This is a genomic window from Alsobacter sp. R-9 (assembly GCF_054612375.1).
The window spans coordinates 446,702-473,061 of the sequence record NZ_JBTSWJ010000001.1; the positions used below are offsets into that span (position 1 = coordinate 446,702).

At 69.7% G+C, this 26,360-nt stretch carries 24 protein-coding genes and 1 tRNA gene; 16 read left to right on the forward strand and 9 right to left on the reverse strand.

Annotation, left to right across the window (positions count from 1 at the left end; translation table 11 throughout):
- Positions 1-28: 28 nt before the first annotated feature.
- The 3 genes from ACX9GQ_RS02075 to hemA form a co-directional block, all read right to left on the reverse strand.
- Entirely contained in the window at positions 29-1,549 is a 1,521-nt protein-coding gene (locus ACX9GQ_RS02075; RefSeq protein ID WP_459627870.1) for a hypothetical protein, read from the reverse strand.
- Positions 1,550-1,641: 92 nt separating this feature from the next.
- A tRNA-Thr gene (locus ACX9GQ_RS02080) sits at positions 1,642-1,716 on the reverse strand.
- Positions 1,717-1,925: 209 nt separating this feature from the next.
- Positions 1,926-3,161: a 5-aminolevulinate synthase gene (gene hemA, locus ACX9GQ_RS02085; RefSeq protein WP_459627871.1), complete on the reverse strand. Its 1,236-nt coding sequence runs from the start codon at positions 3,159-3,161 to the stop codon at positions 1,926-1,928.
- Between the two features lie 138 nt (positions 3,162-3,299).
- Between hemA and ACX9GQ_RS02090 the strand changes: the two genes are divergently transcribed.
- The 6 genes from ACX9GQ_RS02090 (at position 3,300) to ACX9GQ_RS02115 (ending at position 7,995) form a co-directional block, all read left to right on the forward strand.
- A complete protein-coding gene (locus ACX9GQ_RS02090; protein ID WP_459627872.1) occupies positions 3,300-3,479 on the forward strand; it encodes a hypothetical protein in 180 nt (59 codons plus the stop codon).
- 176 nt (positions 3,480-3,655) lie between these two features.
- A complete protein-coding gene (murA, locus tag ACX9GQ_RS02095; RefSeq protein WP_459627873.1) occupies positions 3,656-4,951 on the forward strand; it encodes a UDP-N-acetylglucosamine 1-carboxyvinyltransferase in 1,296 nt (431 codons plus the stop codon).
- 236 nt (positions 4,952-5,187) lie between these two features.
- The gene (locus ACX9GQ_RS02100) at positions 5,188-5,661 is read left to right on the forward strand and encodes a DUF2948 family protein (protein WP_459627874.1); all 474 of its coding nucleotides are present in this window, start codon (positions 5,188-5,190) and stop codon (positions 5,659-5,661) included.
- A gap of 10 nt (positions 5,662-5,671) precedes the next feature.
- The gene (gene hisD / locus ACX9GQ_RS02105; RefSeq protein ID WP_459627875.1) at positions 5,672-6,967 is read left to right on the forward strand and encodes a histidinol dehydrogenase; all 1,296 of its coding nucleotides are present in this window, start codon (positions 5,672-5,674) and stop codon (positions 6,965-6,967) included.
- 4 nt (positions 6,968-6,971) lie between these two features.
- Entirely contained in the window at positions 6,972-7,469 is a 498-nt protein-coding gene (locus tag ACX9GQ_RS02110; protein WP_459627876.1) for a UPF0262 family protein, read from the forward strand.
- 70 nt (positions 7,470-7,539) lie between these two features.
- Entirely contained in the window at positions 7,540-7,995 is a 456-nt protein-coding gene (locus ACX9GQ_RS02115) for an arsenate-mycothiol transferase ArsC (RefSeq protein WP_459627877.1), read from the forward strand.
- Between the two features lie 7 nt (positions 7,996-8,002).
- On the opposite strand, the gene ACX9GQ_RS02120 is transcribed toward ACX9GQ_RS02115, so the two are convergent.
- The 5 genes from ACX9GQ_RS02120 to ACX9GQ_RS02140 form a co-directional block, all read right to left on the reverse strand.
- Complete coding sequence (locus ACX9GQ_RS02120) at positions 8,003-8,323, reverse strand: AzlD family protein (RefSeq protein WP_459627878.1); 321 nt, start codon at positions 8,321-8,323, stop codon at positions 8,003-8,005.
- A complete protein-coding gene (locus ACX9GQ_RS02125) occupies positions 8,316-9,038 on the reverse strand; it encodes an AzlC family ABC transporter permease (protein ID WP_459627879.1) in 723 nt (240 codons plus the stop codon). Before ACX9GQ_RS02125 ends, ACX9GQ_RS02120 begins: the two co-directional genes overlap by 8 nt.
- Positions 9,035-9,733 carry a TerC family protein gene (locus tag ACX9GQ_RS02130; RefSeq protein WP_459627880.1) on the reverse strand — a complete coding sequence of 233 codons (699 nt, stop codon included), beginning with the start codon at positions 9,731-9,733 and terminating at the stop codon, positions 9,035-9,037. Before ACX9GQ_RS02130 ends, ACX9GQ_RS02125 begins: the two co-directional genes overlap by 4 nt.
- Before the next feature lie 71 nt (positions 9,734-9,804).
- Complete coding sequence (locus tag ACX9GQ_RS02135) at positions 9,805-10,491, reverse strand: TerC family protein (RefSeq protein ID WP_459627881.1); 687 nt, start codon at positions 10,489-10,491, stop codon at positions 9,805-9,807.
- A gap of 75 nt (positions 10,492-10,566) precedes the next feature.
- Positions 10,567-11,643, reverse strand: a complete 1,077-nt coding sequence (locus ACX9GQ_RS02140; protein WP_459627882.1) for a tartrate dehydrogenase — start codon at positions 11,641-11,643, stop codon at positions 10,567-10,569.
- A gap of 155 nt (positions 11,644-11,798) precedes the next feature.
- Between ACX9GQ_RS02140 and ACX9GQ_RS02145 the strand changes: the two genes are divergently transcribed.
- The 9 genes from ACX9GQ_RS02145 to ACX9GQ_RS02185 all read left to right on the forward strand — a co-directional run bounded on the left by ACX9GQ_RS02145 (position 11,799) and on the right by ACX9GQ_RS02185 (position 22,639).
- A complete protein-coding gene (locus ACX9GQ_RS02145) occupies positions 11,799-12,278 on the forward strand; it encodes a tripartite tricarboxylate transporter TctB family protein (RefSeq protein ID WP_459627997.1) in 480 nt (159 codons plus the stop codon).
- A gap of 10 nt (positions 12,279-12,288) precedes the next feature.
- Complete coding sequence (locus tag ACX9GQ_RS02150; protein ID WP_459627883.1) at positions 12,289-13,788, forward strand: tripartite tricarboxylate transporter permease; 1,500 nt, start codon at positions 12,289-12,291, stop codon at positions 13,786-13,788.
- A gap of 102 nt (positions 13,789-13,890) precedes the next feature.
- Positions 13,891-14,865 carry a tripartite tricarboxylate transporter substrate-binding protein gene (locus ACX9GQ_RS02155; RefSeq protein WP_459627884.1) on the forward strand — a complete coding sequence of 325 codons (975 nt, stop codon included), beginning with the start codon at positions 13,891-13,893 and terminating at the stop codon, positions 14,863-14,865.
- 149 nt (positions 14,866-15,014) lie between these two features.
- Positions 15,015-16,061, forward strand: coding sequence for an ABC transporter ATP-binding protein (locus ACX9GQ_RS02160; RefSeq protein WP_459627885.1), 1,047 nt, complete (start codon positions 15,015-15,017; stop codon positions 16,059-16,061).
- The gene (locus ACX9GQ_RS02165; RefSeq protein ID WP_459627886.1) at positions 16,058-17,149 is read left to right on the forward strand and encodes an ABC transporter ATP-binding protein; all 1,092 of its coding nucleotides are present in this window, start codon (positions 16,058-16,060) and stop codon (positions 17,147-17,149) included. The genes ACX9GQ_RS02160 and ACX9GQ_RS02165 overlap by 4 nt, the downstream gene beginning before the upstream one ends.
- 23 nt (positions 17,150-17,172) lie before the next feature.
- Complete coding sequence (locus ACX9GQ_RS02170; protein ID WP_459627887.1) at positions 17,173-18,705, forward strand: ABC transporter substrate-binding protein; 1,533 nt, start codon at positions 17,173-17,175, stop codon at positions 18,703-18,705.
- A 274-nt stretch (positions 18,706-18,979) separates the two neighbouring features.
- The gene (locus ACX9GQ_RS02175) at positions 18,980-19,924 is read left to right on the forward strand and encodes an ABC transporter permease (RefSeq protein ID WP_459627888.1); all 945 of its coding nucleotides are present in this window, start codon (positions 18,980-18,982) and stop codon (positions 19,922-19,924) included.
- Entirely contained in the window at positions 19,924-20,799 is an 876-nt protein-coding gene (locus ACX9GQ_RS02180) for an ABC transporter permease (RefSeq protein WP_459627889.1), read from the forward strand. Before ACX9GQ_RS02175 ends, ACX9GQ_RS02180 begins: the two co-directional genes overlap by 1 nt.
- A 46-nt stretch (positions 20,800-20,845) precedes the next feature.
- A complete protein-coding gene (locus tag ACX9GQ_RS02185) occupies positions 20,846-22,639 on the forward strand; it encodes a gamma-glutamyltransferase family protein (protein WP_459627890.1) in 1,794 nt (597 codons plus the stop codon).
- A gap of 48 nt (positions 22,640-22,687) precedes the next feature.
- Here ACX9GQ_RS02185 and ACX9GQ_RS02190 read toward each other — a convergent pair whose 3' ends face one another.
- The gene (locus ACX9GQ_RS02190; protein ID WP_459627891.1) at positions 22,688-23,281 is read right to left on the reverse strand and encodes a Spy/CpxP family protein refolding chaperone; all 594 of its coding nucleotides are present in this window, start codon (positions 23,279-23,281) and stop codon (positions 22,688-22,690) included.
- A gap of 424 nt (positions 23,282-23,705) precedes the next feature.
- Between ACX9GQ_RS02190 and ACX9GQ_RS02195 the strand changes: the two genes are divergently transcribed.
- Complete coding sequence (locus ACX9GQ_RS02195) at positions 23,706-26,345, forward strand: ABC transporter transmembrane domain-containing protein (RefSeq protein WP_459627892.1); 2,640 nt, start codon at positions 23,706-23,708, stop codon at positions 26,343-26,345.
- The last annotated feature ends 15 nt before the right edge of the window (positions 26,346-26,360 follow it).

Consider the following 26,360-nt stretch of genomic DNA (forward strand, 5'->3'; position numbering starts at 1 on the left):
CTAGAGAATGTGAATTGCAAGTGGCGACCTAGAGCTCGATCGCCTTCATCTTCCTGAGATTCCTGATCTTTGCCTTTAGGTCGACGTCGCCATAGTCGTCGCCGGCTGAGCGAGCCGCGTGACCCTGTATGGCGTCGAGCACTCGGGAGTCCATGCCGACGCTGCGGCCGACGGTCTTCAAGCGATGACGCCAGCCGTGACTCGGCTGGACCTCTTTCGGGAGGACGCCGAGACCACGAACCCACTCGCTCACCTGACCGGCTGTCGTCGAAGCCGCCTTGTCCGATTCGCCGTTGTGGAAGAGCGCACCGGCCTTGACCGTGCGCACGAACGCCGGGAAGTCGGAAGCGAGGATCGCAGGGTGCAGCGGCACGTCGCGATAGAGGCCGGTCTTCACCGATCCGTCAGCTGGCGAAATCCGGATGTAGGGGATCGGCGCGTCGAGGAAGACATGCTCCCGCGTCAGCTGCGCGGCCTCTGCGACGCGGCATCCCGTGTAGCAGCACAAAAGTGGAATCCACTTCTTCGCGTCTGCCATCTGCTGCGACTCGCGGGTCGGCTTGGTGTAGCTCTGCGCCGCCTTGAGGATCGCCCTGGCCTCGTCATCAGTGAAGCCGAGCTCTCGGCTGATGATCTTGCGCTTGCCCTTGATGCGGGTGTCGGCAAACGGGTTCGCCTCGATCTTGTGGTTCTCGCGCGCCCAACGGAACACCGCACGCACGGCGGCAAGGTAGACGTCGCCGATGGTCTTCGGCGCCAATCCCTGCGCGATCAGATCGGCTTTCCACGCGGCTGCGTCCTTGGGCGTGATGCGGGCTGCGTCGTCGTGCTTCAGGAAGGTCTTCAAGTTTTCGAAGACCGGCTTCCATCGCTTCTCGGCAGCTGCGCCTTTCCCGACGGCCTTGGCCTCCGTCATGTAGTCCGTCACGAGGTCGTCGATCTTGACCTTCGTGGCGCGCTTCTCCGGCGGCTGTAGGACCAGCGCCGTCGGTTTGCCTTCGGGCTTGCCCTCGTCGCGTTCGCGCTGGCGCCGCAAGACCTCGATCTGTGTCCGCGCCAGTTCGACGGCCAGCGTGCGCCAGAGCGGACTGCCGATCTTCGGTGCCAGCGAACCGAGCCGGTTGATCGCCCAACCGATCAGTGCGTCGGTCTCTTCGGTGTCGGTGTCTCCCTGCACCACGGACCAGAGCCGCTTCTCGTAGACGTCGCGAGTCTTGGGATCGAGCTCCGGTTCCGGGAAGCGGTCGCGGTGCGCCTCGTCCATCGCGAGCTCGGTGGCGTAGTGCTCGCGGGCGAGCTCGTGATGATCGAGACGACGAGGCGCGGAAGGGGCGGGCGTCTTCGCGCCTGCTGCCTTGGCGCGTGCGGCGTCCAATGCGTTGAGGAAGCCGGCTATCGTCTCCGGGTGATGGCGTAGAGCGCGATTGCGGTCAGTCCCGTGCGACTTGACGAACTCCCGCTTGCCTGCGATCGCGCGCAGATCGGCAGGCACAATCAGGCGGGTCTTGTAGACGTCGCCGACGCGTTGAAGGTGCCGAGGCAGGGCCATCGATCTCTCCAATTTTGTATCGAGCTTTGTATCGGATAATCGTATTGCACGCCTTGGTTTGCAAGCGATTTCTGCGATTTCAATGGTTTGGCTGGTGCTGCCGGAGAGGATTGAACTCTCGACCTCTCCCTTACCAAGGGAGTGCTCTACCACTGAGCTACGGCAGCGAAGGGCCCGCTCGAAGGGGAGGGGCCGAAGCGGCGCGATTACTGCCACAAGGGGTCGGGCGGTGCAAGCACGCGGCCGGGGAAAAGTGCGAGGGGGTGAACGGGGCACGAATGACGCCCGCGGGGACGCCCGTTCCCTCGTGGCGCCGGAGAAGGATGACCCACGACTGCCGTGTCGGCGCGCAGGGCTGCGCCGCTGGCGGCCGGGCCTACTCCGCCGCCACCTGCCGGATGTCGGTCTCGAAGGGCAGGCCGAGATGCCTCCACGTCTCGACGAGGGCGTCGGTCAGTTCGGCGATCAGGGCGTCGTCGTGGAACGGGGTGGGCGTGATGCGCAGCCGCTCCGTGCCGCGGGGAACGGTGGGGTAGTTGATGGGCTGGATGTAGAGCCCGTGAACTTCCAGCAGGCGGTCGGAGGCCGCCTTGCACAGTTCGGGGTCCCGCACCATCAGCGGCACGATGTGCGTGGGCGTGTCGAGCGCCGGCAGGCCGGCGGCGGCGAGCGCGGCCTTGGTGCGCGCGACCTGCTGCTGATGGCGCGCCCGTTCCTCGCCGGAGGCCTTGAGGTGACGCACCGCGGTCTCGGCGGCGGCCGCCACGGCGGGCGGCAGGGCCGTGGTGAAGATGAAGCCCGCCGCATGGGAGCGGACGGCGTCGATCACCGCGGAGGACGAGGCAATATAGCCGCCGAGGCAGCCGAAGGCCTTGCCCAGCGTGCCCTCGATCACGTCGATCCGGCCCATCTCGCCGTCGCGCTCGGCCACGCCGGCGCCTCGGGGGCCGTAGAGGCCGACCGCGTGCACCTCGTCGATGTAGGTCATGGCGCCGTAGCGCTCGGCAAGGTCGCAGATCCGCCCGATGGGGGCGATGTCGCCGTCCATCGAGTAGACGCTCTCGAAGACGACGAGCTTCGGACGCTCCTTGCCCGCCTTGCGCAGGAGATCCTCGAGGTGCTCCACGTCGTTGTGGCGGAAGATCGCCTTGTCGCGGCCCGCCGTGCGGACGCCCTCGATCATCGAGTTGTGGTTGAGGCTGTCGGAAAGGATCAGGCAGTCCGGGATCAGCCGGGCGATGGTGGCGATGCCGGTGGCATTCGAGACGTAGCCGGACGTGAAGACGAGGGCGGCCTGCTTGGCGTGCAGGTCGGCGAGCTCGGCCTCGAGGCGGACGATGGGGTGGTGGGTGCCCGAGATGTTGCGTGTCCCGCCTGCTCCGGCCCCCATCTGCCGGGCCGTCGTCGCCATCGCCTCGATGACGGCGGGGTGCTGGCCCATGCCGAGATAGTCGTTGGAGCACCAGATCACCACCGGGCGCACGCCTTCGGGGGTGTGCCGCAGGGCGTTCGGGAAGCGCCCGACGACGCGCTCGATGTCCGCGAAGACGCGGTAGCGGCGCTCGGCCTTGAGCGCGTCGACGGCGTCGCTGAAGAAACGCTGGTAATCCATGGCCCACCAACAGATTGTCGACCGACCAGATGGCATCCGACGGCCTTTGGCGCAATCCGGAGCAATGCTGAAGCCGATTGCGTCATCCTGTCGCTTGCGGCAGGAGGCTGGCGGAACGATGGCACGTTCCGCGGAGGGATGGCGGTGAGCACCGGACGGGCGGACGAGGAACGCAGGAAGCGTCTGGCCCAGGCGCTGCGGGAGAACCTCAAGCGCCGCAAGGCGCAGGAACGGGCGCGAAAGGTCGACGAGCCGGCCCCTGCGCCGGCAGGCCGACGGGACAACGGCGGGCCGCCGTCGGACGACGAACCGGCCTGAGGCGGGGCCTTTTCTCGTCCTCAGTCCCGTGGTCGTGACGAATCGGCCACACTCTGCTCAATGTCCCCCGCTTCGCCCGGCGCTGCCCCGTCCGCGCCGCAATTCACCGCGCAGGTGCGGACAATCGGGACGCCACTGGCGCCGCCCGCCCGCACCCCGGCCAGGAGAGAGCGCACATGGATCGCATCCGCATCGTCGGTGGGCAGCGGCTGACAGGGAGCATCCCCATCTCCGGGGCGAAGAACGCGGCCCTGCCGCTGATGATCGCCAGCCTCCTGACGCCCGAGACGGTTGTGCTGGAAAACGTGCCGCGCCTCTCGGACGTGCGGCTTCTGATGCGCATCCTCGGCAACCACGGCGTGGATGCCTCGATCGACGGCAAGCGCGCCGGCCAGAGCGAGATCACGGGTGACACGATCCGCCTCAGCGCAGCCGAGATCGTCGACACGACCGCCCCCTACGAACTCGTGTCCAAGATGCGCGCCAGCTTCTGGGTCATCGCGCCGCTTCTCGCCCGCATGGGCGAGGCCCGGGTGTCGCTCCCCGGCGGCTGCGCCATCGGCACGCGGCCGGTCGACCTGCTGCTCATGGCGCTGGAGCGCCTTGGCGCGACGATCGACATCGACGCCGGCTACGCCGTGGCGAGGGCGCCGAACGGACTGCGAGGCGGGGAGATCGTTTTCCCCAAGGTGACGGTGGGCGGCACGCACACGGCGCTGATGGCCGCCGTGCTGGCCCGGGGGACCACGGTCATCGAGAACGCGGCGCGGGAGCCGGAGGTCGTCGATCTCGCCGACTGCCTCGTCAAGATGGGCGCCCGCATCGAGGGCGCCGGGACGGAGCGGATCGTCGTCGAGGGCGTCACGTACCTCTCCGGCGCCCGCCACCGGGTGCTGCCGGACCGCATCGAGACCGGGACCTATGCCATGGCCGTGGCCATGGCGGGCGGCGACGTGACCCTCGACGGCACGCGCGCCGACCTCCTGCAGTCGGCGCTGGACGTGCTGGTGGAGACCGGCACCGAGATCACGGCGACGAACGACGGCATCCGGGTCTACCGGAACGGCCACGGCATCGCGCCGGTCGACGTGACGACCGCGCCCTTCCCGGGCTTTCCGACCGACCTCCAAGCCCAGTTCATGGCGCTGATGACCCGCTCCAAGGGCGTTTCCCGCATCCGCGAGACGATCTTCGAGAACCGGTTCATGCACGTGCAGGAACTGGCGCGGTTCGGTGCGCGCATCCGGCTCGACGGCGATCTCGCGGTGGTCGAGGGCGTCCCCGCCCTCAAGGGAGCTCCCGTGATGGCGACCGACCTGCGCGCCTCGGTGTCGCTCGTCATCGCCGCGCTGGCGGCGGAGGGCGAGACGATCGTCCACCGCGTCTATCACCTCGACCGCGGCTTCGAGCAGCTGGAACGCAAGCTCGGCGCCTGCGGCGCGGTGGTCGAGCGGCTGTCGGGCGAAAAGTAGCGGCGCGCGCCGGGCCTGCCCGGTTCGCGCCACCCGGAGATCGCCAGCGCGCGCCGGGCCTGCCCGGTTCGCGCCACCCGGAGATCGCCAGCGCGCGCCGGGCCCGCCCGGTTCGTGTCACCCGGCGACCATCGGCGGAGGCTGGAAGAGGGGTGGCGAGCGGGCTGCCCGTTGCGCGGCGTGGCCGGCCCGGCTACAGGGACGGCGCAGGAGCCGCGGCCCCGGGACCCCATCGCATGCCGTCCAAGTCCGAAGCGCCCACCGACGCCCTCAAGCTCGTCGCCCTCGATGCCGACGACCTCGCGGTCGTGTCGGCACACCTGCAGGACGCCGTCGTCAAGATCGCCGACATGGCGTGGCTGCCGCGCGAGAAGCGGTTCGCCCTCGTCTGCAACCGGTTCGACTGGGAGGGCGCCGCCGACGGCCTGCGCCGCCGCCGCCGCACCGGCCTGCACTTCGACCGGGTGTCGCGCGTGCGCCAGTCCAAGGTTCGCACCGGCGAGCCGGAGGCGGTGCTGAACCTTCTCGCGGTGACCTTCGAGGTGTCGGACGACCCGTCGGGGGCGGTCACGCTCGTGTTTTCCGGCGGGGCCGCCATCCGCCTGGAGGTCGAGTGCCTGGAGTGCCAGCTGCGTGACCTCGGCCCCGTGTGGGAGACCACCAGCGCTCCTGCCCACGACACCGAAACCGGCTCCGGCACCGGCAACTGAAGGTTTTCCGATGGCCCTGCGCCTCGACGCCCGCTCTCCCTCCTTCCCGCGCGACTTCGCCGCGCTCCTCGCCATGAAGCGCGAGGTCTCGGAGGACGTCGACGCCGCGGTGAAGGCGATCATCGAGGACGTCGTCGCGCGGGGCGACGAGGCGGTCGTCGCCTACACGCGCCGCTTCGACCGGCTGGACGTCACCGCCGCCGGCCTCCGGGTCACGCCGGCCGAGGTCGAGGCCGCCGTCGCGCGCTGCGACCGGGAGGCGCTGGCGGCGCTGGAGCTGGCGCACGAGCGGATCGAGGCCTATCACCGCCGGCAGAAGCCCGCCGACGAGCGCTTCACGGACGCGCTGGGCGTCGAGATGGGCCATCGCTGGACGGCGGTGGAGGCAGCGGGTCTCTACGTGCCGGGTGGAACGGCGAGCTATCCGTCCTCGGTGCTGATGAACGCCGTTCCGGCGCGCGTCGCCGGCGTTCCGCGCATCGTCATGGTGGTGCCCACGCCCGACGGCGTGCTCAACCCCCTCGTGCTCGCGGCAGCGAAGGTGGCGGGGGTGGACGAGATCTACCGCATCGGCGGCGCCCAGGCCGTCGCGGCGCTGGCCTACGGCACGGCCACCATCGCGCCGGTCGCCAAGATCGTGGGCCCCGGCAACGCCTATGTCGCCGCCGCCAAGCGGCGCGTCTTCGGGCAGGTCGGCATCGACATGATCGCCGGACCCTCGGAGGTGGTGGTGGTTGCCGACGCCACGGCCAACCCCGACTGGATCGCGGCCGATCTCCTCGCCCAGGCCGAGCACGACACGGCGGCGCAGGCGATCCTCGTCACCGACAGCGCCGAGCTTGCGGACGCCGTCGCCGTTGCCGTTGAGGGGCGGCTGCGCACGCTGCCGCGCGCCGACATCGCTGGCGCGAGCTGGCGCGACTTCGGGGCCATCATCCTCGTGCCGTCGCTCGTCGACGCGATTCCGCTCGTCGACCGCCTCGCCCCGGAGCACCTCGAGATCGAGACCGCCGACGCCGAAGCGCTGGCCGCCCGCATCCGCAACGCTGGCGCGATCTTCCTTGGGTCGCACACGCCGGAGGCGGTGGGTGACTATGTCGGCGGTCCGAACCACGTGCTCCCCACGGCGCGCTCGGCGCGGTTCTCGTCGGGGCTCGGGGTGCTCGACTTCATGAAGCGGACCTCCATCCTCAAGTGCTCGGCGGACGCGCTGCGCGCCATCGGTCCCGCGGCCATCGCGCTTGGCCGCGCCGAGGGGCTGGAGGCCCATGCCCGTTCCGTCGCCGCGAGGCTCAACCTGGGGTGAGGGAATGACGCACCGGCACGACGCGCAGGACCGCACGCGCCGGCGACTCGTCGCGGTGACGCTGGACGAGGTCTCCATCGGCCGGGGCGCGCCCGAGCAGGAGCACGAGCGGGCCGTCGCCGTCTACGACCTGATCGAGTCCAACAGCTTCGGCCTGCCGAACCACGACGGCGGTCCCTACGCCCTGCATCTTTCGCTCGTCTCGAACAAGCTGGCGCTCGACGTGCGCGACCCGGCGGGGACGCCGATCATCACGCACATCCTGTCGCTGGCGCCGTTCCGCAGCGTGGTGAAGGACTACTTCCTCGTCTGCGAGAGCTACTACGCCGCGATCCGCACGGCGAGCGCGGCCCAGATCGAGGCGATCGACATGGGCCGGCGGGGCCTTCACAACGAGGCCGCGACGATCCTGATGGAGCGGCTCGACGGCAAGATCGAGGTCGACTTCGACACGGCCCGGCGCCTCTTCACGCTGATCACCGCCCTCCACTGGAAAGGCTGAGCCGTTGCGCGCGGGGGGCCAGGCGGTTCGGCGGCCGTGCCGGGGCGCACCCGGCGGGGAGCGCTGAGCCGTGGACGCCCCGGACACGGTTCCCGGCCGCCGCGTCGGCGCGGTGCTGTTCGCTTGCGCCTTCAACGCCGTGCGCTCGCCCATGGCCGAGGCCATCGCCCGCCACTTCTTCGGCAAGTCGGTCTACGTCCAGTCCGCGGGCGTGCGGAAGGGCGAGACGGACCCGTTCATGGTCGCGGTGCTCGACGAGATCGGCATCGACGCCAGCAAGCACCGGGCCCGCACCCTCGAGGAGCTCGAGGACTGGGAGGGGCTGAACTTCGACCTGATCGTCTCGCTCAGTCCCGAGGCGCACCACCGGGCGCTGGAGCTGACCCGCACCTCCGCCGTCGACGTCGAGTACTGGCCGATGCCGGATGCGACGCTCGTGCAGGGCTCGCGCGACCAGACGCTCGACGCCTACCGCGCCGTGCGCGACCTGCTCATCCGCAAGATCAAGGACCGCCTGTCGCGCTGAGGGCGCCTCAGAAGCCGAGAGCCCGCGCCACGATGGCGCTGGAGAGCCCGAGCAGCAGGGCGAGCAGCTCGTTGCGGCGCACCAGCATGCTCCCAATGGCGACCGCCAGCGCGAGGATGCCCGTCGGCCCGGCCTTGACCGCGAGCGGCAGCACGACGGCGACGACGATGGAACCCGGGAGGGCGGCGAGGCCGTCGCGCACCGGCTTCGTCAGCGGGACGCGCGCCATCAGCAGCACGCCCAGCGTGCGGCACAGGTAGGTCGCCACCGTCATCCCGACGATGGCCGCCATGTTGCCGGCGGAGAGGCCGAGGAGCGGATCAGCCACGGTCGAGGCGTCCCAGCAGCGCGCCGGTGACGGCGCCGGCGAGCGCCCCCGTCACCATGAAGAAATAGCCGGGCACCAGCCACCACGTCGCCAGCGACACGGCGCCGGCGACCGTCCATGCGATGGTGTCGCGCCGACCTTTCCACAGCGGCACCGCCATCGCCGAGAAGAACACCGGCAGCACGAGGTCGATGGCGAAGCGGGAAGGGTCCTGCACCAGCTTGCCGAGCAGGGCGCCTGGGAGGGTCGTGATCGTCCACACGATCCAGAGCATCAGGCCGGCGCCGATCATGACGCCTGCGTCCTTGCCGCCCTCGGCCCGGTAGCGCTCCGAGATGACCCAGTTGGCGTCCGTCAGCAAGGCGAGGCTCGGCCACGTGATGCGGCCGGGAATCTGCACGAGCCAGGGTTGCAGCGAGGCGCCCTGCAGGATGATGCGCGCGTTCACCGTGAAGGTGACGACGCTGACGAGGAGGATGCCGGCGAGCGTCCAGCGGTCGGTCCACAGCTCCAGCGCCACGAGCTGCGCGGCGCCGGCGAACACCATGCCGCTGGCCAGCACGGCCTCGAGCACCGAGAGGCCCTTCTGCACGGCGGCGGTGCCGTAGGCCATGGCGAAGACGCTGATCCCCGGCCACAGGGGAACGGTGAGCCGCGCGCCCTGGAGCAGGCCGTCCCGCGTGACGCGGTCGGCGACGGGCGCAGGCGTGCTCACGGGTGGCCGTGGCCCGCCTTGGCCTCGTTCCGGCGCCGGATGAGCCAGCCGAGGGCCACGACGATGACGAGGCCGGCCGTCGCGAAGACGTATTCCAGATGATGCATTGTCTCCTCGCCAAAGCGGCCGACGAGGAAGGGATCGCTGTCGATCATCTCGCCGGCCACCCAGCCGAGCAGGGCGGCGCCGGCCCAGATGAGGATCGGGAACCGGGCAAGGAGGGCCATGATCAGGGTCGCGCCGGCAACGATCAGCGGGATCGAGATGACGAGGCCGAGCACCAGCATCATGGTGTTGCCCTTGGCCACGGCGGCGATGGCGAGAACGTTGTCGAGGCTCATCACCATGTCGGCGACGGCGATGGTCCAGATCGCCGCGATGAGCTTGTCGTTCGCCTTGACCGCGTCCTCGTCCTCCTCGCTCTCCTCGGCCAGCAGCTTCACCGCCACCCACAGCAGCAGCAGGCTGCCGACGATGCGCAGGAACGGCGTCTGCAGCAGTAGGACGACGAGCACGGTGAAGACGATGCGCAGGAGGATCGCGACACCCGCGCCGAGCACGAGACCCATGCGCCGTCGGTTGGGCGGCAGCCCCCGGCACGCCATCGCGATCACGACGGCGTTGTCACCGGACAGGATGATATTGATCCAGACGACCTCGAGAATCGCGATCGCCGACTGCCAGGAAAAGTCCATGGCAGTCGGTTACAGCGTTCGACGGATGCCGGCAATACGCCGGCCGCGGCAAAGCTCGCGCTCGGGCGCCCTCAGTGCGTCTGGGAGGCGGTGGACTGCCTCCACCGCACGACGAGGGCGATGACGAGCACCAGCGCGGCCCCTGCGATGGCGGCCGGCATGTGCCAGGAGTGGGCCGTCGGGCCGATCTTGGCCTCGACCCACGGGTCCGCGGCGATCATCTCGCCGCCGATCCAGCCGAGCAGCGCCGCGCCGGCCCACACGAAGATCGGGAAGCGGGCGATCAGGCCCATGATCAGCGTCGAGCCGAAGATGATCAGCGGGATCGAGACGATCAGGCCGAAGACGAACAACCAGACATTGCCGTCAGCCGCCGCGGCAATCGCCACAACGTTGTCGAGGCTCATCACGGCGTCGGCGATGGCGATGGTGCGCACCGCCTGCCACAGCGTCTCGCTCTCGCTGACGTTCGCATGGTCCTCGTCCTCGCCCATGGCGAGCTTCACGGCGATCCAGAACAGCAGCACGCCGCCGATCGCCCCGAGCAGCGGGATCTCCAGCAGGTAGCTGATCACGAAGGCGAAGATGATCCGCAGCCCCACCGCCACGCTGGCGCCCAGGAACACGCCGACGCGGCGCTGGTGGGCGGGCAGGGAGCGGCAGGCCAGCGCGATCACGACCGCGTTGTCGCCGGAGAGCAGCAGGTCGATCCAGATGATCTGGAGGATCTGGACGAGGGTCTGGGGGCTGAACTCCATCGGGGGCATCCTCCGGTCGGGCCGTCGGGAGCGAGCCCGCGTGGCACCACGTGGTTTCTAGCGCGTGAAGGTCTCTCAGGCGAGGGCGGCGACCACGGCCTTGCCGCAGGCGACGGTGTCGGCGCTGCCGCCGAGGTCGCGGGTGCGCAGCCGCGGATCGGCAAGGACCCGCTCGATGGCGGCCTCGATGTCGCGGGCCGCCTCCACCTCGCCGAGGTGCTCCAGCATCATCGCCGCCGACCAGATCTGGGCGACCGGGTTGGCGATGCCCTGGCCCGCGATGTCGGGCGCCGAGCCGTGCACCGGCTCGAAGAGGGACGGGAAGTCCCGCTCCGGGTTGATGTTGCCCGAGGGGGCGATGCCGATGGTGCCCGTGCAGGCGGGGCCGAGGTCGGAGAGGATGTCGCCGAACAGGTTGGACGCGACGACCACGTCGAACCAGTCCGGGTGCAGCACGAAGTGCGCCGTGAGGATGTCGATGTGGAACTTGTCCCACCTTACCTCGGGGTAGGCCTTCGCCATCGCCTCCACGCGCTCGTCCCAGTAGGGCATCGTGATCGAGATGCCGTTGGACTTGGTCGCCGACGTCAGGTGCTTCTTCGGCCGCTTCTGCGCCAGTTCGAAGGCGAAGCGCAGGATCCGGTCGACACCCGTGCGGGTCATCACGGTCTCCTGCACGACGAACTCGCGGTCCGTGCCGGGGAACATCCGCCCGCCGATCGAGGAATACTCGCCCTCGGTGTTCTCGCGGACGACGTAGAAGTCGATGTCGCCCGGCTTGCGGCCCGCCAGCGGGCTCGGCACGCCGGGCATCAGCCGCACCGGCCGCAGGTTGACGTACTGCTCGAACTCGCGCCGGAAGAGCAGCAGCGAGCCCCACAGCGAGACGTGGTCCGGGACGGTCGCGGGCCAGCCCACGGCGCCGAAGAAGATCGCGTCGTGGCCGCCGATCCGCTCCTTCCAGTCGTCGGGCATCATGCGGCCGTGGCGCGCGTAGTAGTCGCAGGACGCGAAATCGAAGCTGTCCAGTTGCAACGCGAAGCCGTGCCGGCCGGCCACTGCCTCGAGGACCCGCAACCCTTCCGGGACCACTTCCTTGCCGATCCCGTCTCCGGGAATCACGGCGATGCGATGCACGCGGTTGCTGGCCATGGGCGTCACTTTCGACCGAATTTGTGCCGGACCGGGGCTGATCGGTTCGCGGGGGTGCTTGACTGGCGCCGTCTGTAAGGCAATCAACAGGAACGAACAACAAGGCGCTGACGCCAAATTCCGGTTGATTGAGTGGGGGAGGGGTCGGCGTGAGCATGACCGACGAGCGTAGCGCTGCCTCGCGCGGCGGGCAGCCGAAGTCGCCTCAGGACGTGGCAGCCGGGCTCTTTCTCGTGGCCGTGGCCGCGTTCGCCCTGTGGCAGTCGTCCGATCTTCCGATGGGGACGCTGCGGGCCATGGGCCCGGGCATGCTGCCGCGGGCGCTGGCCGTGCTGGTCGGTCTCTCGGGCGTCGTGCTCGTGATCTCCGCCTTCATGGAGGAGGGCGAACCTCTCACCCGCTGGCACCTGCGCGGGCCCATCTTCATCCTGGGTGCCGTCGCGGTCTTCGCGCTCACCATCCGCACGCTCGGGCTCGCCTTCGCGGGCCCGCTCGCCATGATCATCGGGTCCATGGCATCCGACGAAGTGCGCTGGGGCGAGGCGATCATCTTCGCCGCCGCCATGACCGCCTTCTGCATCCTGCTCTTCAAGGTCGCGCTGGGGTTGCCGATCCCGGTCGTCGCCTTCATGTGAGGTCGGCGCCATGGACATCTTCAGCAACCTGGCGCTGGGCTTCGCCACCGCGCTGAGCCTCAAGAACCTCGCGCTCTGCTTCGTCGGCTGCATGGTCGGCACGCTGATCGGCGTGCTTCCGGGCGTCGGCCCGATCGCCACCATCGCCATCCTGCTGCCGATCACCTTCGGCCTCGACCCGACCGGCGCGTTGATCATGCTCGCCGGCATCTACTACGGGGCGCAGTACGGCGGTTCGACCACGGCGATCCTGGTCAACATCCCCGGCGAGGCGACGTCCGTCGTCACCGTGCTCGACGGCCACCAGATGGCCAAGCAGGGGCGGGCCGGCGTGGCGCTCGGCACGGCCGCCATCTCGTCCTTCATCGCGGGCTGCGTGGCGACCCTCGTCATCGCCGCGCTCGGCGTTCCGCTGACGCGCCTCGCGCTGATCTTCGGGCCGGCCGAGTACTTCTCGCTGATGGTGATGGGCCTCGTCTTCGCCGTGGTGCTGGCGCGCGGGTCGATCATCAAGGCCATCGCCATGATCCTGACGGGCCTGCTGCTGTCGACGGTCGGCACCGACCTCGAGACGGGGCAGGAGCGGCTGACGCTCGGCCTCACCGGCCTCTCCGACGGCATCGACTTCGCCGTGCTGGCCATGGGCCTGTTCGGCTTCGCCGAGATCCTGCGCAACCTCGAGAACCCCGAGGCGCGCGACGTGGTGAAGGGCTCCATAGGGCGGCTGCTGCCGTCCCGCGACGACCTGCGGCAGTCGGCGATGCCCATCCTGCGCGGCACGGGCCTCGGTGCTCTGCTCGGCATCCTGCCCGGCAACGGCGCGGTGCTCGGCCCGTTCGCGTCCTACACGGTCGAGAAGAAGATCGCCAAGGATCCGCGCCGCTTCGGGCGCGGCGCCATCGAGGGCGTGGCGGGCCCCGAGGCGGCCAACAATGCCGGTGCTCAGACGGCGTTCATCCCGCTCCTGACGCTCGGCATCCCGCCGAACGCGGTGATGGCCCTGATGGTCGGCGCGATGACCATCCACGGCATCATCCCGGGCCCGCAGGTCATGGAGAAGAACCCCACGCTCTTCTGGGGCATGGTGGCGTCCATGTGGATCGGCAACCTGATGCTGCTGATCATCAACCTGCCCCTCGTCGGCCTTTGGGTGAGGCTCCTGAAGGTGCCGTACCGGCTGATGTTCCCGGCCATCCTCATCTTCTGCTGCATCGGCATCTACTCCATCAACAACAACCCGGACGACGTCATGGCCACGGCCTTCTTCGGGCTCGTCGGCTACGTGCTCTTCAAGTTCGGCTTCGAGCCGGCGCCCATGCTGCTGGGTTTCGTGCTGGGCAAGCTGATGGAGGAGAAGCTGCGGCAGGCACTCATCCTGTCACGCGGAAGCTTCATGACGTTCATCGAGCGGCCTGTCTCGGCGGGGCTGCTTGTGGTTGCGCTCGTGCTGCTTGTGGTTGCACTGCTTCCGTCGGTCCGGAAGGGTCGCGACGAAGTTTTCACAGAATAGACCTTCGTCCGACTCCATTTTTGACAAATGACTCCTATGTGGTGTCCACCAGCGGGCACGGCGGAACACCGGCCCGCGAAACGCCTTCGTGGGAGTGAACCGATGAAGAGCCTCCTTGCAGCGGCCGCGGCCGCGCTGACGCTGGCCGCCGCGCCGGCCTTTGCCCAGGGATATCCCAACAAGCCCATCACGATGGTGGTGCCCTTCGCCGCCGGCGGGCCGACGGACGTCATCGCGCGCATCGTGTCGGAGAACATGTCGCGGACGCTGGGCCAGCAGATCGTCATCGAGAACGTGGCCGGCGCCGGCGGCACGACCGGCACGACCCGCGTCGCCACGGCGGCGCCTGACGGCTACACCATCATGATGGGCCACATGGGCACGCACGGCGCCGCCCCGGCCCTCTATCCCAAGCTCAAGTACGACCCGACGAAGGACTTCGAGCCGATCGGCATGGCCGCCGGCACGCCGATCCTGCTCGTCGCCAAGAAGGACCTGCCGCCGAAGGACCTGAAGGAGTTCATCACCTTCGCCAAGGCGCAGGGCGACAAGCTGAACCTCGCCCACGCCGGCGTCGGCAGCGTCTCGCACACCACGGCGCTGCTCCTTGGTGCCCAGCTCGGCGCCAAGCCGACCCAGGTCCCCTACAAGGGCACGGGCCCGGCCCTGAACGACCTCGTCTCCGGGCAGGTCGACTTCATGACCGACCAGATCGTCAACGTGGTCACGCAGATCAAGGCGGGCTCCATCAAGGCCTACGCCATCGCCACGCCGGAGCGCTCGCCGGCGCTGCCCGACGTGCCGACCACGAAGGAGGCCGGCCTCCCCGAGTACCAGGTGAGCGCGTGGAACGCCGTCTTCGCCCCCAAGGGCACGCCGGCCGACGTGGTCGCCAAGCTGAGCGACGCGCTCAACAAGGCGCTGGCGGACTCCAACACCCGCACCCGCCTGCTCGAGCTCGGCGCCGTGCTGCCGGCCGCCAACCAGCAGAACCCGCAGTGGCTCAAGGGCTTCGTCGCCGAGGAGGTCGCCCGCTGGACCCCCGTCATCAAGGCCGCCGGCGCGACGGCCGAGTGACGCAAGTCTGATCACCGACTGCTTTCGACACGCCCGGATTGCCCGCAATCCGGGCGTGTTCCATTTCCGCCGTTCCTTTACGTGTAAAATAACATGTGACCCCCTTGAAGCGCCGGGGGTGGGAACTACGATCACGCTCCGTGAATGCCGTGTCCGCTGCCCCTGCCATTGACGACCCGCGTGCCTCCGAGCTCCCGACGCTCGCTGTGGAGGGTCTCTCCATCGCCGTAAGCGCGCGGGACCGTACGACCACCCTCGTCGACGACGTCTCGTTCTCCATCGCGCCGGGCCGCACGCTGTGCCTCGTCGGAGAGTCCGGCTGCGGCAAGTCCATCACGTCGCTGGCGGTGATGGGTCTCCTCGCGACGCCGCCCCTGTCGATCACCGCCGGCAAGGTGCTGTTCGAGGGCCGTGACCTTCTGACGCTCGATCCGCGCGCCCGGGCGGACCTGCGCGGCGACCGGATGACGATGATCTTCCAGGAGCCGATGACGTCGCTGAACCCGGCCTTCACCATCGGCAACCAGATCGCCGAGGTGGTGTCGCGGCACCGCGACGTGCCGAAGGAGAAGGCCCGCGACGTCGCCCTCGAGATGCTGAAGCGGGTCCGCATTCCCGCGGCCGAGAAGCGGCTCGACGAGTATCCGCACCAGCTCTCCGGCGGCATGCGCCAGCGCGTGATGATCGCGATGGCGCTCGCCAACGGACCGCGCCTGCTCATCGCGGACGAGCCGACGACGGCGCTCGACGTCACCATCCAGGCGCAGATCCTCGCCCTCGTCCGCTCGCTGCAGCGCGAGACGGGGACGGCGATGCTGCTCATCACGCACGATCTCGGCGTGGTGGCGGAGGTCGCCGACGACGTCGCGGTCATGTACGCCGGACGCATCGTCGAGCGCGGCCCGGTGCGGGCGGTGTTCGAGGATCCCCAGCACCCCTACACCATCGGCCTCATGGGCTCGCTGCCGTCGCTCGCCGGCGGGGGCGGGCGGCTGGCGACGATCCCCGGCAGCGTGCCGCCGCCGGAGCGCATGCCGGCCGGCTGCCGCTTCGCGCCCCGCTGCCCCTTCGCCGTCGCCGCCTGCACCGAGCGCACGCCGCCGCTGGCCGCGGTCGCCGAGGGCCACGACGTCGCCTGCCTGCGGGCGCCGCTCGAGGTACACGCCGCGCCCGACATGGACACGGTGCCCGCATGAGCGCGATCCTCTCCGTCGACAACCTGCGCAAGCATTTCCGGACGGGCGGCGGCCTCTTCCAGAAGCCGACCGTGGTGCGCGCCGTCGACGGCGTCAGCTTCGACGTGGAAACGGGCGAGACGCTCGCCATCGTCGGCGAGTCGGGCTGCGGCAAGTCGACCGTCGGCCGCCTCGCGCTGCGCCTGCTCGAGCCCACCAGCGGCACCGTGACGGTCGAGGGCCAGGACCTCGCCGCGCTGGACGAGGCTGGGCTGCGGCGCATGCGCCGCGACATGCAGATCGTCTTCCAGGACCCGTTCTCGTCGCTCAACCCGCGCATGACGGTGGCCGACATCGTCGGCGAGCCGCTGTGGCTGCACGGCATGGGCTCGGGGAAGGAGCGGCGCGAGAAGACGCTCGACCTGCTCGCGACCGTCGGCCTGCGCACGGAGCACGCGGACCGCTATCCCCACGAGTTCTCGGGCGGCCAGCGCCAGCGCATCGGCATCGCCCGGGCGCTCGCGTCCAATCCGCGCCTCGTCATCGGCGATGAGCCGGTGTCGGCGCTCGACGTGTCGATCCAGGCGCAGGTCATCAACCTGCTGCAGGACCTGAAGGACCGCTTCTCGCTGACGCTCATCGTCATCGCGCACGACCTTGCGGTCATCCGCCACATGAGCGACCGCGTGATCGTGATGTACCTCGGCAAGATCGTCGAGGTGGCGCCGACGCGCGAACTCTACGAGCGTCCCCTGCACCCCTACACGCGCGCGCTGCTCGCCGCGATCCCGGTGCCCGTGCCGGGCCTGCGGGGCGAGCGCCGGTTGCTGGAGGGCGACATCCCGAGCCCGGCGAACCCGCCGCCGGGGTGCCGCTTCTCGACCCGCTGCCCCTTCGCGCAGGCGCGCTGCCGCGAGGAGGAGCCGGCGCTGCGCGACGCCGGCGGGCGCACCGTCGCCTGCCACTTCTACGAGACGCTGCCGGCCGACGACACGGCCCGGCTGATCGCCCATCCGGAACCGCCGGCGAAGCTGCGTCGCATGGCGCTCTATCGCCGGTTCCAGGACCAGAGGGGCGGGGACGGCGCCGCGGCGCCGCCATCCGCCTGACCATCGTGGAGAGGGGAGTATCCATGACCCGACGACTGCCATCCATCCGCCGTCCCGTGCTCGGGACGGTCATCGCCGCCGCCCTCGTGGCCGGCTTCGCCGGGGCCGCCTCGGCGCAGAACCTGCGGGTCGGCCTCGCCGAGGACCCGGACGTGCTCGACCCGCACCAGGCGCGCACCTTCGTCGGCCGCATCGTCTTCACGGCGCTGTGCGACAAGCTCGTCGACGTGACGCCGGACCTGAAGTTCGTGCCGCGTCTCGCCACCTCGTGGGAGTGGGGCGCCGACGGCAAGTCGCTCACGTTCAAGCTGCGCGACGGCGTCAAGTTCCATGACGGCGAGCCCTTCAACGCCGAGGCGGTGAAGTACAACATCGAGCGCGCCAAGACCCTGCCGGAGTCCCGGCGCAAGTCGGAGATCACGTCGATCTCGGCCGTCGAGGTCGTCGATCCGATGACGGTGAAGCTCGTGCTCTCGCAGCCCGACGTCACCGTGCTCGCGCAGCTCTCCGACCGCTCGGGCATGATGCTGTCGCCGAAGGCCGCAGCCGCGGCGGGCGCGAATTTCGGCGCCAAGCCGGTCTGCTCCGGCCCCTACCAGTTCGTCGAGCGCGTGCAGAACGACCGCATCGTGCTGCAGCGCTATCCCGACCACTGGAACAAGGGCGCCTATTCCTTCGAGCGGGTGACCTACCTGCCGATCCCGGATTCCACCGTGCGCCTCGCCAACCTGCGCTCGGGCGACCTCGACATCATCGAGCGCCTCGAGGCGACGGACGTGAAGACGGCCAAGGCCGACGCCAACCTCAAGGTCGCCTCGGCGGTGGGCCTCGGCTACCAGGGCCTCAACATCAACCTCGCCAACGGCGAGCGCGCCAAGAACCCGCTCGGCCAGGACAAGCGCGTGCGCCAGGCGCTCGAGCTCTCCATCGACCGCGACGCCATCAACCAGGTGGTGTTCGAGGGCCAGTTCGCGCCGGGCAACCAGCCGTTCCCGCCGGCGAACCCCTACAACGCCAAGGAACTGCCGATCCAGCCGCGTGACGTCGCCAAGGCGAAGGCGCTGCTGAAGGAGGCGGGCGTCACGACGCCGGTCGCCGTCGAGGTGACGATGGCCAACAACCCGCGCTCGCAGGCGGTGATGCAGGTCATCCAGTCGATGGCCGAGGAGTCGGGTTTCGCCATCAAGCTGAAGGCGACCGAGTTCGCCACGATGCTGAACGAGGGCACCAAGGGCGACTTCCAGGCGAACCAGTACGGCTGGTCCGGCCGCCCCGATCCGGACGGCAACATCCACGCCTTCGTCACCTGCAAGGGCGGCCTGAACGACTGGAAGTACTGCAACCCCGAGGTCGACAAGCTGCTCGACGAGGCCCGCACGCTCGCCGATCCGGCGGCCCGCAAGGCCAAGTACACGGCGGCGCAGATGATCCTCTCCAAGGACCTGCCGACGATCTACCTCTACCACGAGAGCTGGATCTGGGGGATGAAGAAGAAGATCGACGGCTTCGTCGCTCATCCCGACGGCATGATCCGCCTCGACAACGTCAAGGGCTGACCCGGCGAGACCCGCTGGCGCACGGCAAACCCCCACCCCCGGCCCCTCCCCACAAGGGGAAGGGGAGGCGGAAGGATCCAGCCTCGCCGGGTTCGTGCGGCCCACGTGGATCGCCGGCTTTCGTCCGGCTCATGATCCTCGACCCCTCCGATCCCCCTCCCCCTTGTGGGGAGGGGCAAGGGGTGGGGGTCGACGGACCTCACCACCTTCCGCTTCCGTCCGGCGCGGCCTGACGGGGCACCCGCGTGCACCGACCGGCCGGAGAGCCTCCTCGATGCTGAACTTCATCGCCCGGCGCATCCTCATCGCGATCCCGACGATCGTGCTCGTCTCGATCTTCGTGTTCGTGCTGCAGAAGATGCTGCCCGGCGACCCGATCCTCGTGCTGGCCGGCGAGGAGCGCGACCCCCTCGTCATCGAGGCGCTGCGCGAGAAGTACCGCCTCAACGACCCGCTGCCGCTGCAGTACTTCGCCTGGGCCTTCCAGGCGCTGCAGGGCAACCTCGGCATCTCGCTGCGCACCAACCTGCCGGTGCTCGACCTCATCGGCGAGAAGCTGCCCGTGACGCTGCAGCTCGCGGCGATGGCGATGGCCTTCGCGCTCGCCATCGGCATCCCGGCCGGCATCATGGCCGCCGTGAAGAAGGGGACGGCGTGGGACTACGCCGCCACGGGCCTCGCGCTGTGGGGGCTGTCGATCCCCAACTTCTTCCTCGGCATCATGCTGATCTTCCTCGTCTCGGTGCAGCTCAACTGGCTGCCGGCGTCGGGCTACGTGCCGCCCACCGAGAGCCTGTCGCAGAACCTGCGGACGATGATCATGCCGGCCTTCGTGCTCGGCAACGCGCTTGCCGCCAGCATCATGCGCCACACCCGCAGCGCGATGCTCGGCGTGCTCAAGCAGGACTACGTGCGCACGGCGCGGGCCAAGGGCCTCCTGGAAAGCGTCGTGATCCTTCGCCACGCCCTGCGCAACGCTCTCGTGCCGGTGGTCACCATCGCGACGCTGCTGTTCGGCGAGCTGCTGGCCGGCGCGGTGCTCACCGAGCAGATCTTCACCATCCCGGGCTTCGGCAAGCTCATCGTCGATGCGGTGTTCAATCGCGACTACGCAGTCGTGCAGGGCGTCGTGCTGTGCACCGCGATCGGCTACATCGGGCTCAACCTCCTCGCCGACGTGCTCTACGTCGTGCTCAACCCGCGGCTGAGGACGCGCTGATGACGCTCGCGCTCGACACCGCCGCCACCGCCGCCCCCGCGCCGCGCAGCCGGGTCTGGGGGAAGCTGCTGCGCAACCGCTCCGCCGCGCTGGGCGGCGCCATCGTGCTCTTCTTCGTGCTCGCGGCGGTCGCCGGCCCGTGGGTGCTGCCGTTCGACCCGGTGAAGACGTCGTGGAGCGCGGTGCGCAAGGCGCCGTCGCTGACATACTGGTTCGGCACGGACGAGCTCGGCCGCGACGTGCTCTCGCGCGTCGTCTACGGGGCCCGCGCCTCGCTGATGGCCGGCGTCGTCTCGGTGACGATCGCCATCGCCATCGGCGGCCCGCTCGGCGTCATCGCCGGCTACTTCGGCGGCTGGACGGACAGCATCATCTCCCGGTGCACGGAAGCGCTGCTCGCCTGTCCGTTCCTCATCCTCGCCATCGCGCTCGGCAGCGTGCTGGGGCCGAGCCTCGTCAACGCGATGATCGCCATCGGCATCGCCGCCGCGCCTCTCTTCATCCGCCTCACCCGCGCCCAGACGCTGACCGTGAAGACGGAGGACTACGTGGAGGGCGCCCGCGCGGTCGGCCTGCCGCACCGCTGGATCATCGCCCGCTACATCCTGCCCAACATCTTCGCGCCGATCCTCGTTCAGGCGACGCTCATCGTGGCGCAGGCCATCATCGCCGAGGCGAGCCTGTCCTTCCTCGGCCTCGGCCAGCAGCCGCCGGCGCCGAGCTGGGGCGCGATGCTCAACACCGGCAAGAACTTCGTGCAGCAGGGGCAGTGGTGGATGTCGGTGTTTCCCGGCGTCGCCATCTTCCTCACCGTGCTCGGCTTCAACCTGCTCGGTGACGGCTTGCGCGACGCCCTCGATCCGCGCGAAAGCTGATCGTCCGCATCACCCAGACAACAAGAAGCATCCGGAGGTCCGCCCCGTGTTCACCACCCGTCCCGAGATCAAGGGCACCTTCGGCGTCGTCACCTCGACGCACTGGCTCGGCACCGCCGTCGGCATGGCGATCCTGGAGAAGGGCGGCAACGCCTTCGACGCCTGCGCTGCCACCGCCTTCGTCCTGCAGGTCGTGGAGCCGCACCTCGTCGGCCCCGGCGGCGACATGCCGGCCGTGTTCTGGTCGTCGCGCACGAAGAAGGTCGAGGTCATGTGCGCGCAGGGCGTCGCCCCGAAGGGCGCGACGATCGAGGCCTACAAGGCGCGCGGCATCTCACTCATCCCCGGCTCCGGCCTCCTCGCCACCGTCGTCCCCGGCGCCTTCGACGGCTGGATGACGCTGCTGCGCGACCACGGGACGATGCGCCCGCGCGACGTGCTCGAGCCCGCCATCCACTACGCCCGCCACGGGCACCCGATCCTGCCGCGTGTCTGCGACACCATCGCCGGGCAGGCGGATTTCTTCCGCAAGGAGTGGCCGACGTCGGCCGCCACCTGGATGCCGGGCGGCGACGTGCCGAAGCCCGACTCGCTCTTCCGCAACGAGGTCCTCGCCGACACCTACGAGCGCATCTGCCGCGAGGCCGAGGCCGCCGGCGGCGACCGGGAGCGCCAGATCGAGGCGGCGCGCGCCGCCTTCATGAAGGGTTTCGTCGCCGAGGCCATCGACCGGTTCTGCCGCACGCAGGAGGTGATGGACGCCAGCGGCCACCGCAACGGCGGCGTGCTCACCGGGCAGGACATGGCCGAGTGGCAGGCGAGCTACGACGCGCCGCAGACGCTGGACTACCACGGCTGGACCGTCTGCAAGCAGCGGCCCTGGGGGCAGGGCCCGGCCTTCCTGCAGACGCTGTCGATCCTCGAGGGCTTCGACATCGGCAAGCTCGACCCGGTCTCGCCGGACTTCGTCCACCTCGTCGTCGAGGCGATGAAGCTCGGCTTCGCCGACCGGGAGGCCTATTACGGCGACCCGGACTTCGTCGACGTGCCGATCGACCGGCTGCTCTCCAGGGAGAACGCCGCCGCCCGCCGCGCGCTGATCGGCGAGACCGCCTCGCGCGAGCTGCGGCCGAGCGTCCTGCCGGGCTACGAGGAGCAGGTGCGCCGCACGCTGGAGCTGCTCGCCTCCATCGGGCCGACGCAGGGCGGGGCGGGGGTCGGCGAGCCGACCATGGCGCACCTGCGCACGGCGCGCCGCGGCGACACGGTGCACATCGATGTCATCGACCGCTGGGGCAACATGATCTCGTCGACGCCGTCGGGCGGCTGGCTGCAGTCGTCCCCGGTGGTGCCGGAGATCGGCTTCCCGCTCAACTCGCGGGCGCAGATGTTCTGGCTGGAGGAGGGACTGCCGTCGAGCCTGGCGCCCGGAAAGCGGCCGCGCACCACGCTCACGCCCTCGCTGGCGCTGCAGGACGGCGTGCCGCGCATGGTGTTCGGGACGCCCGGCGGCGACCAGCAGGACCAGTGGCAGATCTCGCTGTTCCTGCGGAAGGTCCACCACGGGCTCAACCTGCAGGAGGCGATCGACCTGCCGCTGTTCCACACGGGGCACTTCCCCTCGTCGTTCTTCCCGCGCGAGGCGAAGCCGGGCAGCCTGATGATCGAGAAGTCGGCGGGGGAGGCGACCATCGCCGAGCTTCGCCGGCGCGGGCACGACGTCGAGGTGGCGCCGGAGTGGACGGTGGGCCGCCTCACCGCGGCGCAGCGCGACGACGACGGCCTGCTCCGCGCGGCGGCGACGCCGCGCCTGATGCAGGCCTACGCCATCGGTCGCTGAGAGGGGACGAGCCGGCCGCCCCGGCGATGGGGCGGCGGCTCGGCAGGGTCAGTTCCAGCGGTGGCGGTGGCCGTCCATCATGTGGCCGCCGGCTCCGCCGCGCGTCGACCAGCGCATCTGGTCGCGCTGCTTGTCGTCGAGCTTGGCGTAGAAGGCGTCGAAGGCGGGCCGCACCGTCCTGATCGCGTCGAGCGCCGCGGTCATGCGCTTCTCGGCGAGCGCGAGGCGGCCCGTCGGCGTGCGGTCGTTGCGCTCCGCCTCCGTCGGGCACGCGGCCTTCAGCGTCGACTCGGCCTTGGTCATCGCGGCCTTCAGCGCCTCGAAGTCGGGCTTCTGGGCGTCGGTGAGCGTGACCGAGCGCTCCAGGCGCTGCGTCATGCGCGGCACGAAGCTCTCGGACGCGTTGCAGAGCCGGCCGCCCATCATCATCGGACCGCCCATCATCCCGCCCATGCCGTCCATTCCGCCCATCCGGTCGCCGCGGTCGCCGCCGCCGCGGCCTTCGCGCCACTGCGTCTGCTGCAGGCCGCCCTCGACGCCGCGGTTCTCCGCGGCATAGGCGACGCCGCCGGCCGCCAGCACGAGGGCGAGGCCCGCCGCCGTCAGCACGGTCCGGTCCATACGATTCGACAGGGTGCTCATCGTCTTGCTCCACGTTTCGAGCCGGCGTGACGCCCGGCACACCACCAGACAAACCCGGTCCGGCCTTCCGCCGCGTGGCGACAACATTACTGTTTCGCAATGGTTCCCGGCGTGGCCTCGGCCGCGTTCACGGGATTCTGAGCACGGATGCCCGCGAACCGGCGTAGAATTAGCACGTTGTCATCCCGTTGAGGAGCAAACCCATGCTCGACCGGATCGCGACCGCCATCTTCGCCCTTCTCATGGCCCTCTCGATGGGAGCGGTCTCGCTGCTGCCCCTGTAGCGGCTACAACCTACGGTTAATGAGACTGCAAGGCTGCTTGGGTTCTTGCAACCATAAGCTATAGTTGCCGCAGGGGTACGGGGGGTCGTGCCTCATCCTCGCGCGGAGCCGGGTTGCCGGTTTCCGGTCCGGCGGCCTGCATGAACCGAAATCTGTTTTCGTACATCTGGACGCACAGCCGGCGCGAGCAGCTGGCCATCCTCGCGGTCGTCCTCGTATCGCTCCCGTTCTATTTCGTCTCGCTCGACCTGCCGAAGTACATCGTCAACGACGCGATCCAGGGCCGCGCCTTCGCGGGCGGCAAGACGGAGGCGACGCTCTTCGCGTGGAAGGTGACGCTGCCATCGTGGCTGGGCGGGGCGCAGTTCACGCTGTTCGACGGCCTGTCGCTGGAGCGCTTCCCCTACCTCTTCGCGCTCAGCGGCATGTTCCTGCTGCTCGTCTTCGTCAACGGCGGGTTCAAGTGGTACATCAACCTGCGCAAGGGCAAGCTGGGCGAACAGCTGCTCAAGACGATGCGCTTCGAGCTGTTCTCGACGCTCGTGCGCTTCACGCCCGAAGGCATGCGGGCGGTGAAGCCCTCGGAGATGGCGACCGTCATCAACAACGAGGTCGAGCCCATCGGCGGCTTCGTCGGCGACGCCTTCGTCACGCCGGTCTTCCTCGGCGGGCAGGCGCTGACGGCGCTGACTTTCATCGTCATCCAGAACCCGATCCTCGGGCTCATCACCGGCCTCATCGTGGGCGTGCAGGCGATCCTGATCCCGCATCTGCGGCGCGAGCAGCTGCGGCTCGGCAAGCAGCGCCAGCTCGCCGCCCGCGCGCTGGCCGGGCAGATCGGCGAGGTGGTGGAGGGCATGTCGGCCGTACACGGCCACGGCACGGCGCAGTACGAGCTGTCGCGGGTCGACCGGCGGTTGAGCCAGCTCTTCAAGATCCGGTTCGATCTCTACAACCGCAAGTTTATGGTGAAGTTCATCAATAACTTGCTGGCCCAGTTCACGCCCTTCGTCTTCTACTCGCTGGGCGGCTACCTCGCGCTCACCGGCCGGCTCGACATCGGCCAGCTCGTCGCCGTCATCGCCGCCTACCGCGAGTTGCCCCCGCCGGTGAAGGAGCTGATCGACTGGGACCAGCAGCGCATGGACGTGCAGGTCAAGTACGACCAGGTCGTGGACCAGTTCGCCTCGGTGAACCTCATCCCCGAGCCGACGCAGATCCCGGAGCCCGCCGCGACGCTCGTCGGCGCCATCGAGGCGTCGGGCCTCAAGGTGGCCGACTCGCGCGGGCACATGCACCTCGACAACGTGACCTTCGCGGTGCCGCTGCCTTCCCACGTTGCGGTCACCGCAGAGGGCGGCGACGCGCCGGACGTGCTGGCGCGCATCCTCGGGCGCCAGATCATGGCCTACACCGGCCGCCTCAGGGTCGCCGGCTATGATGTCTCGGCCATCCCGGCAGAGACCGCCGGGCGGATGATCGGCTATGCCGGTCCCGAGACGGTGATCTTCCAGGGCAGCATCCGCGACAACGTCGCCTACGGCCTCAACCTCAATCGCCCCGTCGACGAGACGTGGGACCATCCGGGCGACTGGATCGACTACGCCACGGCGGGGGCTGACGGGCCGGACGAACTCGACCGGCGCATCATCGAGGCGCTGCGCATCGCCGGCATGGACCAGACGATCTACCGCTTCGGCCTCGGCGGGCTCATCGATGCCGGCCGCTTCCCGACGCTCGCGGTCAAGGCGGTCGAGGCGCGGCAGGCGGTGTTCGCCGCGCTGGCTGCGGCGGGGTCGACGGATCTCATCGAGCCCTTCGACCCTGCGCGCTACAACCGCAACGCGACGGTGTCGGAGAACCTGCTGTTCGGCATCCCGATCGGCGGGACCCTTGCCGGCCGCAACTTCCTGCGCAACGCCTTCATCCGCGAAACGGTGGAGACGTCCGGGCTCAGCGCCGACCTCACCCAGATGGGCCGCGAGATCGCGGCGACGATGATCGACATCTTCGCCGACCTGCCGCCGGACCACTTCCTGTTCGAGCAGTTCTCCTTCATCCGCTCGGACGACCTGCCCGAATTCGCCGCCATCGTGGCGCGCAAGGACCGCGGCGAGGCGCTGGACGAGGGCGAGAAGGCCCGCCTCGTCGAACTCACCCTCGACTACATCGAGCCCCGGCACCGCCTCGGCCTGCTCAACGGCGAGCGCGAGCAGCGAATCGTCGCGGCGCGCCGGCTGATCCAGGCGAACCTGCCGGCCGCCCTCTCGGGCGCCATCGAGTTCTACGATCCGGCGCGCGTGTGCGCCTCCGCCCCGCTCAAGGACAACCTCCTCTTCGGCCGCATCACCTACGGGGTGGCCGGCGCCGAGGACCGGGTGCTCGCGGTCGTGCGGCGCTGCGTCACCGACCTTCGCCTCGACGAGGACGTCTACCGGCTGGGCCTCGACTTCCAGTGCGGCCCGGGCGGACGCTTCCTCACGCCCTCGCAGCGCGCCGCCGTCTCGCTGTCGCGGGCGCTCGTCAAGCGGCCGTCGGTCCTCGTCGTCAACGACGCGCTGTCGCAGTTCGGCGACGGCGAGCGCCGTCAGGTCTTCGAGCGGATTCAGGCCGCCATGGGGGATGCCAGCCTCGTCGTCTCGATGCGGACGGCGGAGGCGCCGGACGGGTTCGACCACGTCGTCGCCTTCGCAGGGCCCAAACTGCGCGGTACGATGGAAGTCGGCCGGGCACGCGGCGGCGGCAAGCTCGCCGCCGACGCCGCGGCCGGGAGGGCCTGAGATGCAGTGGGGGCT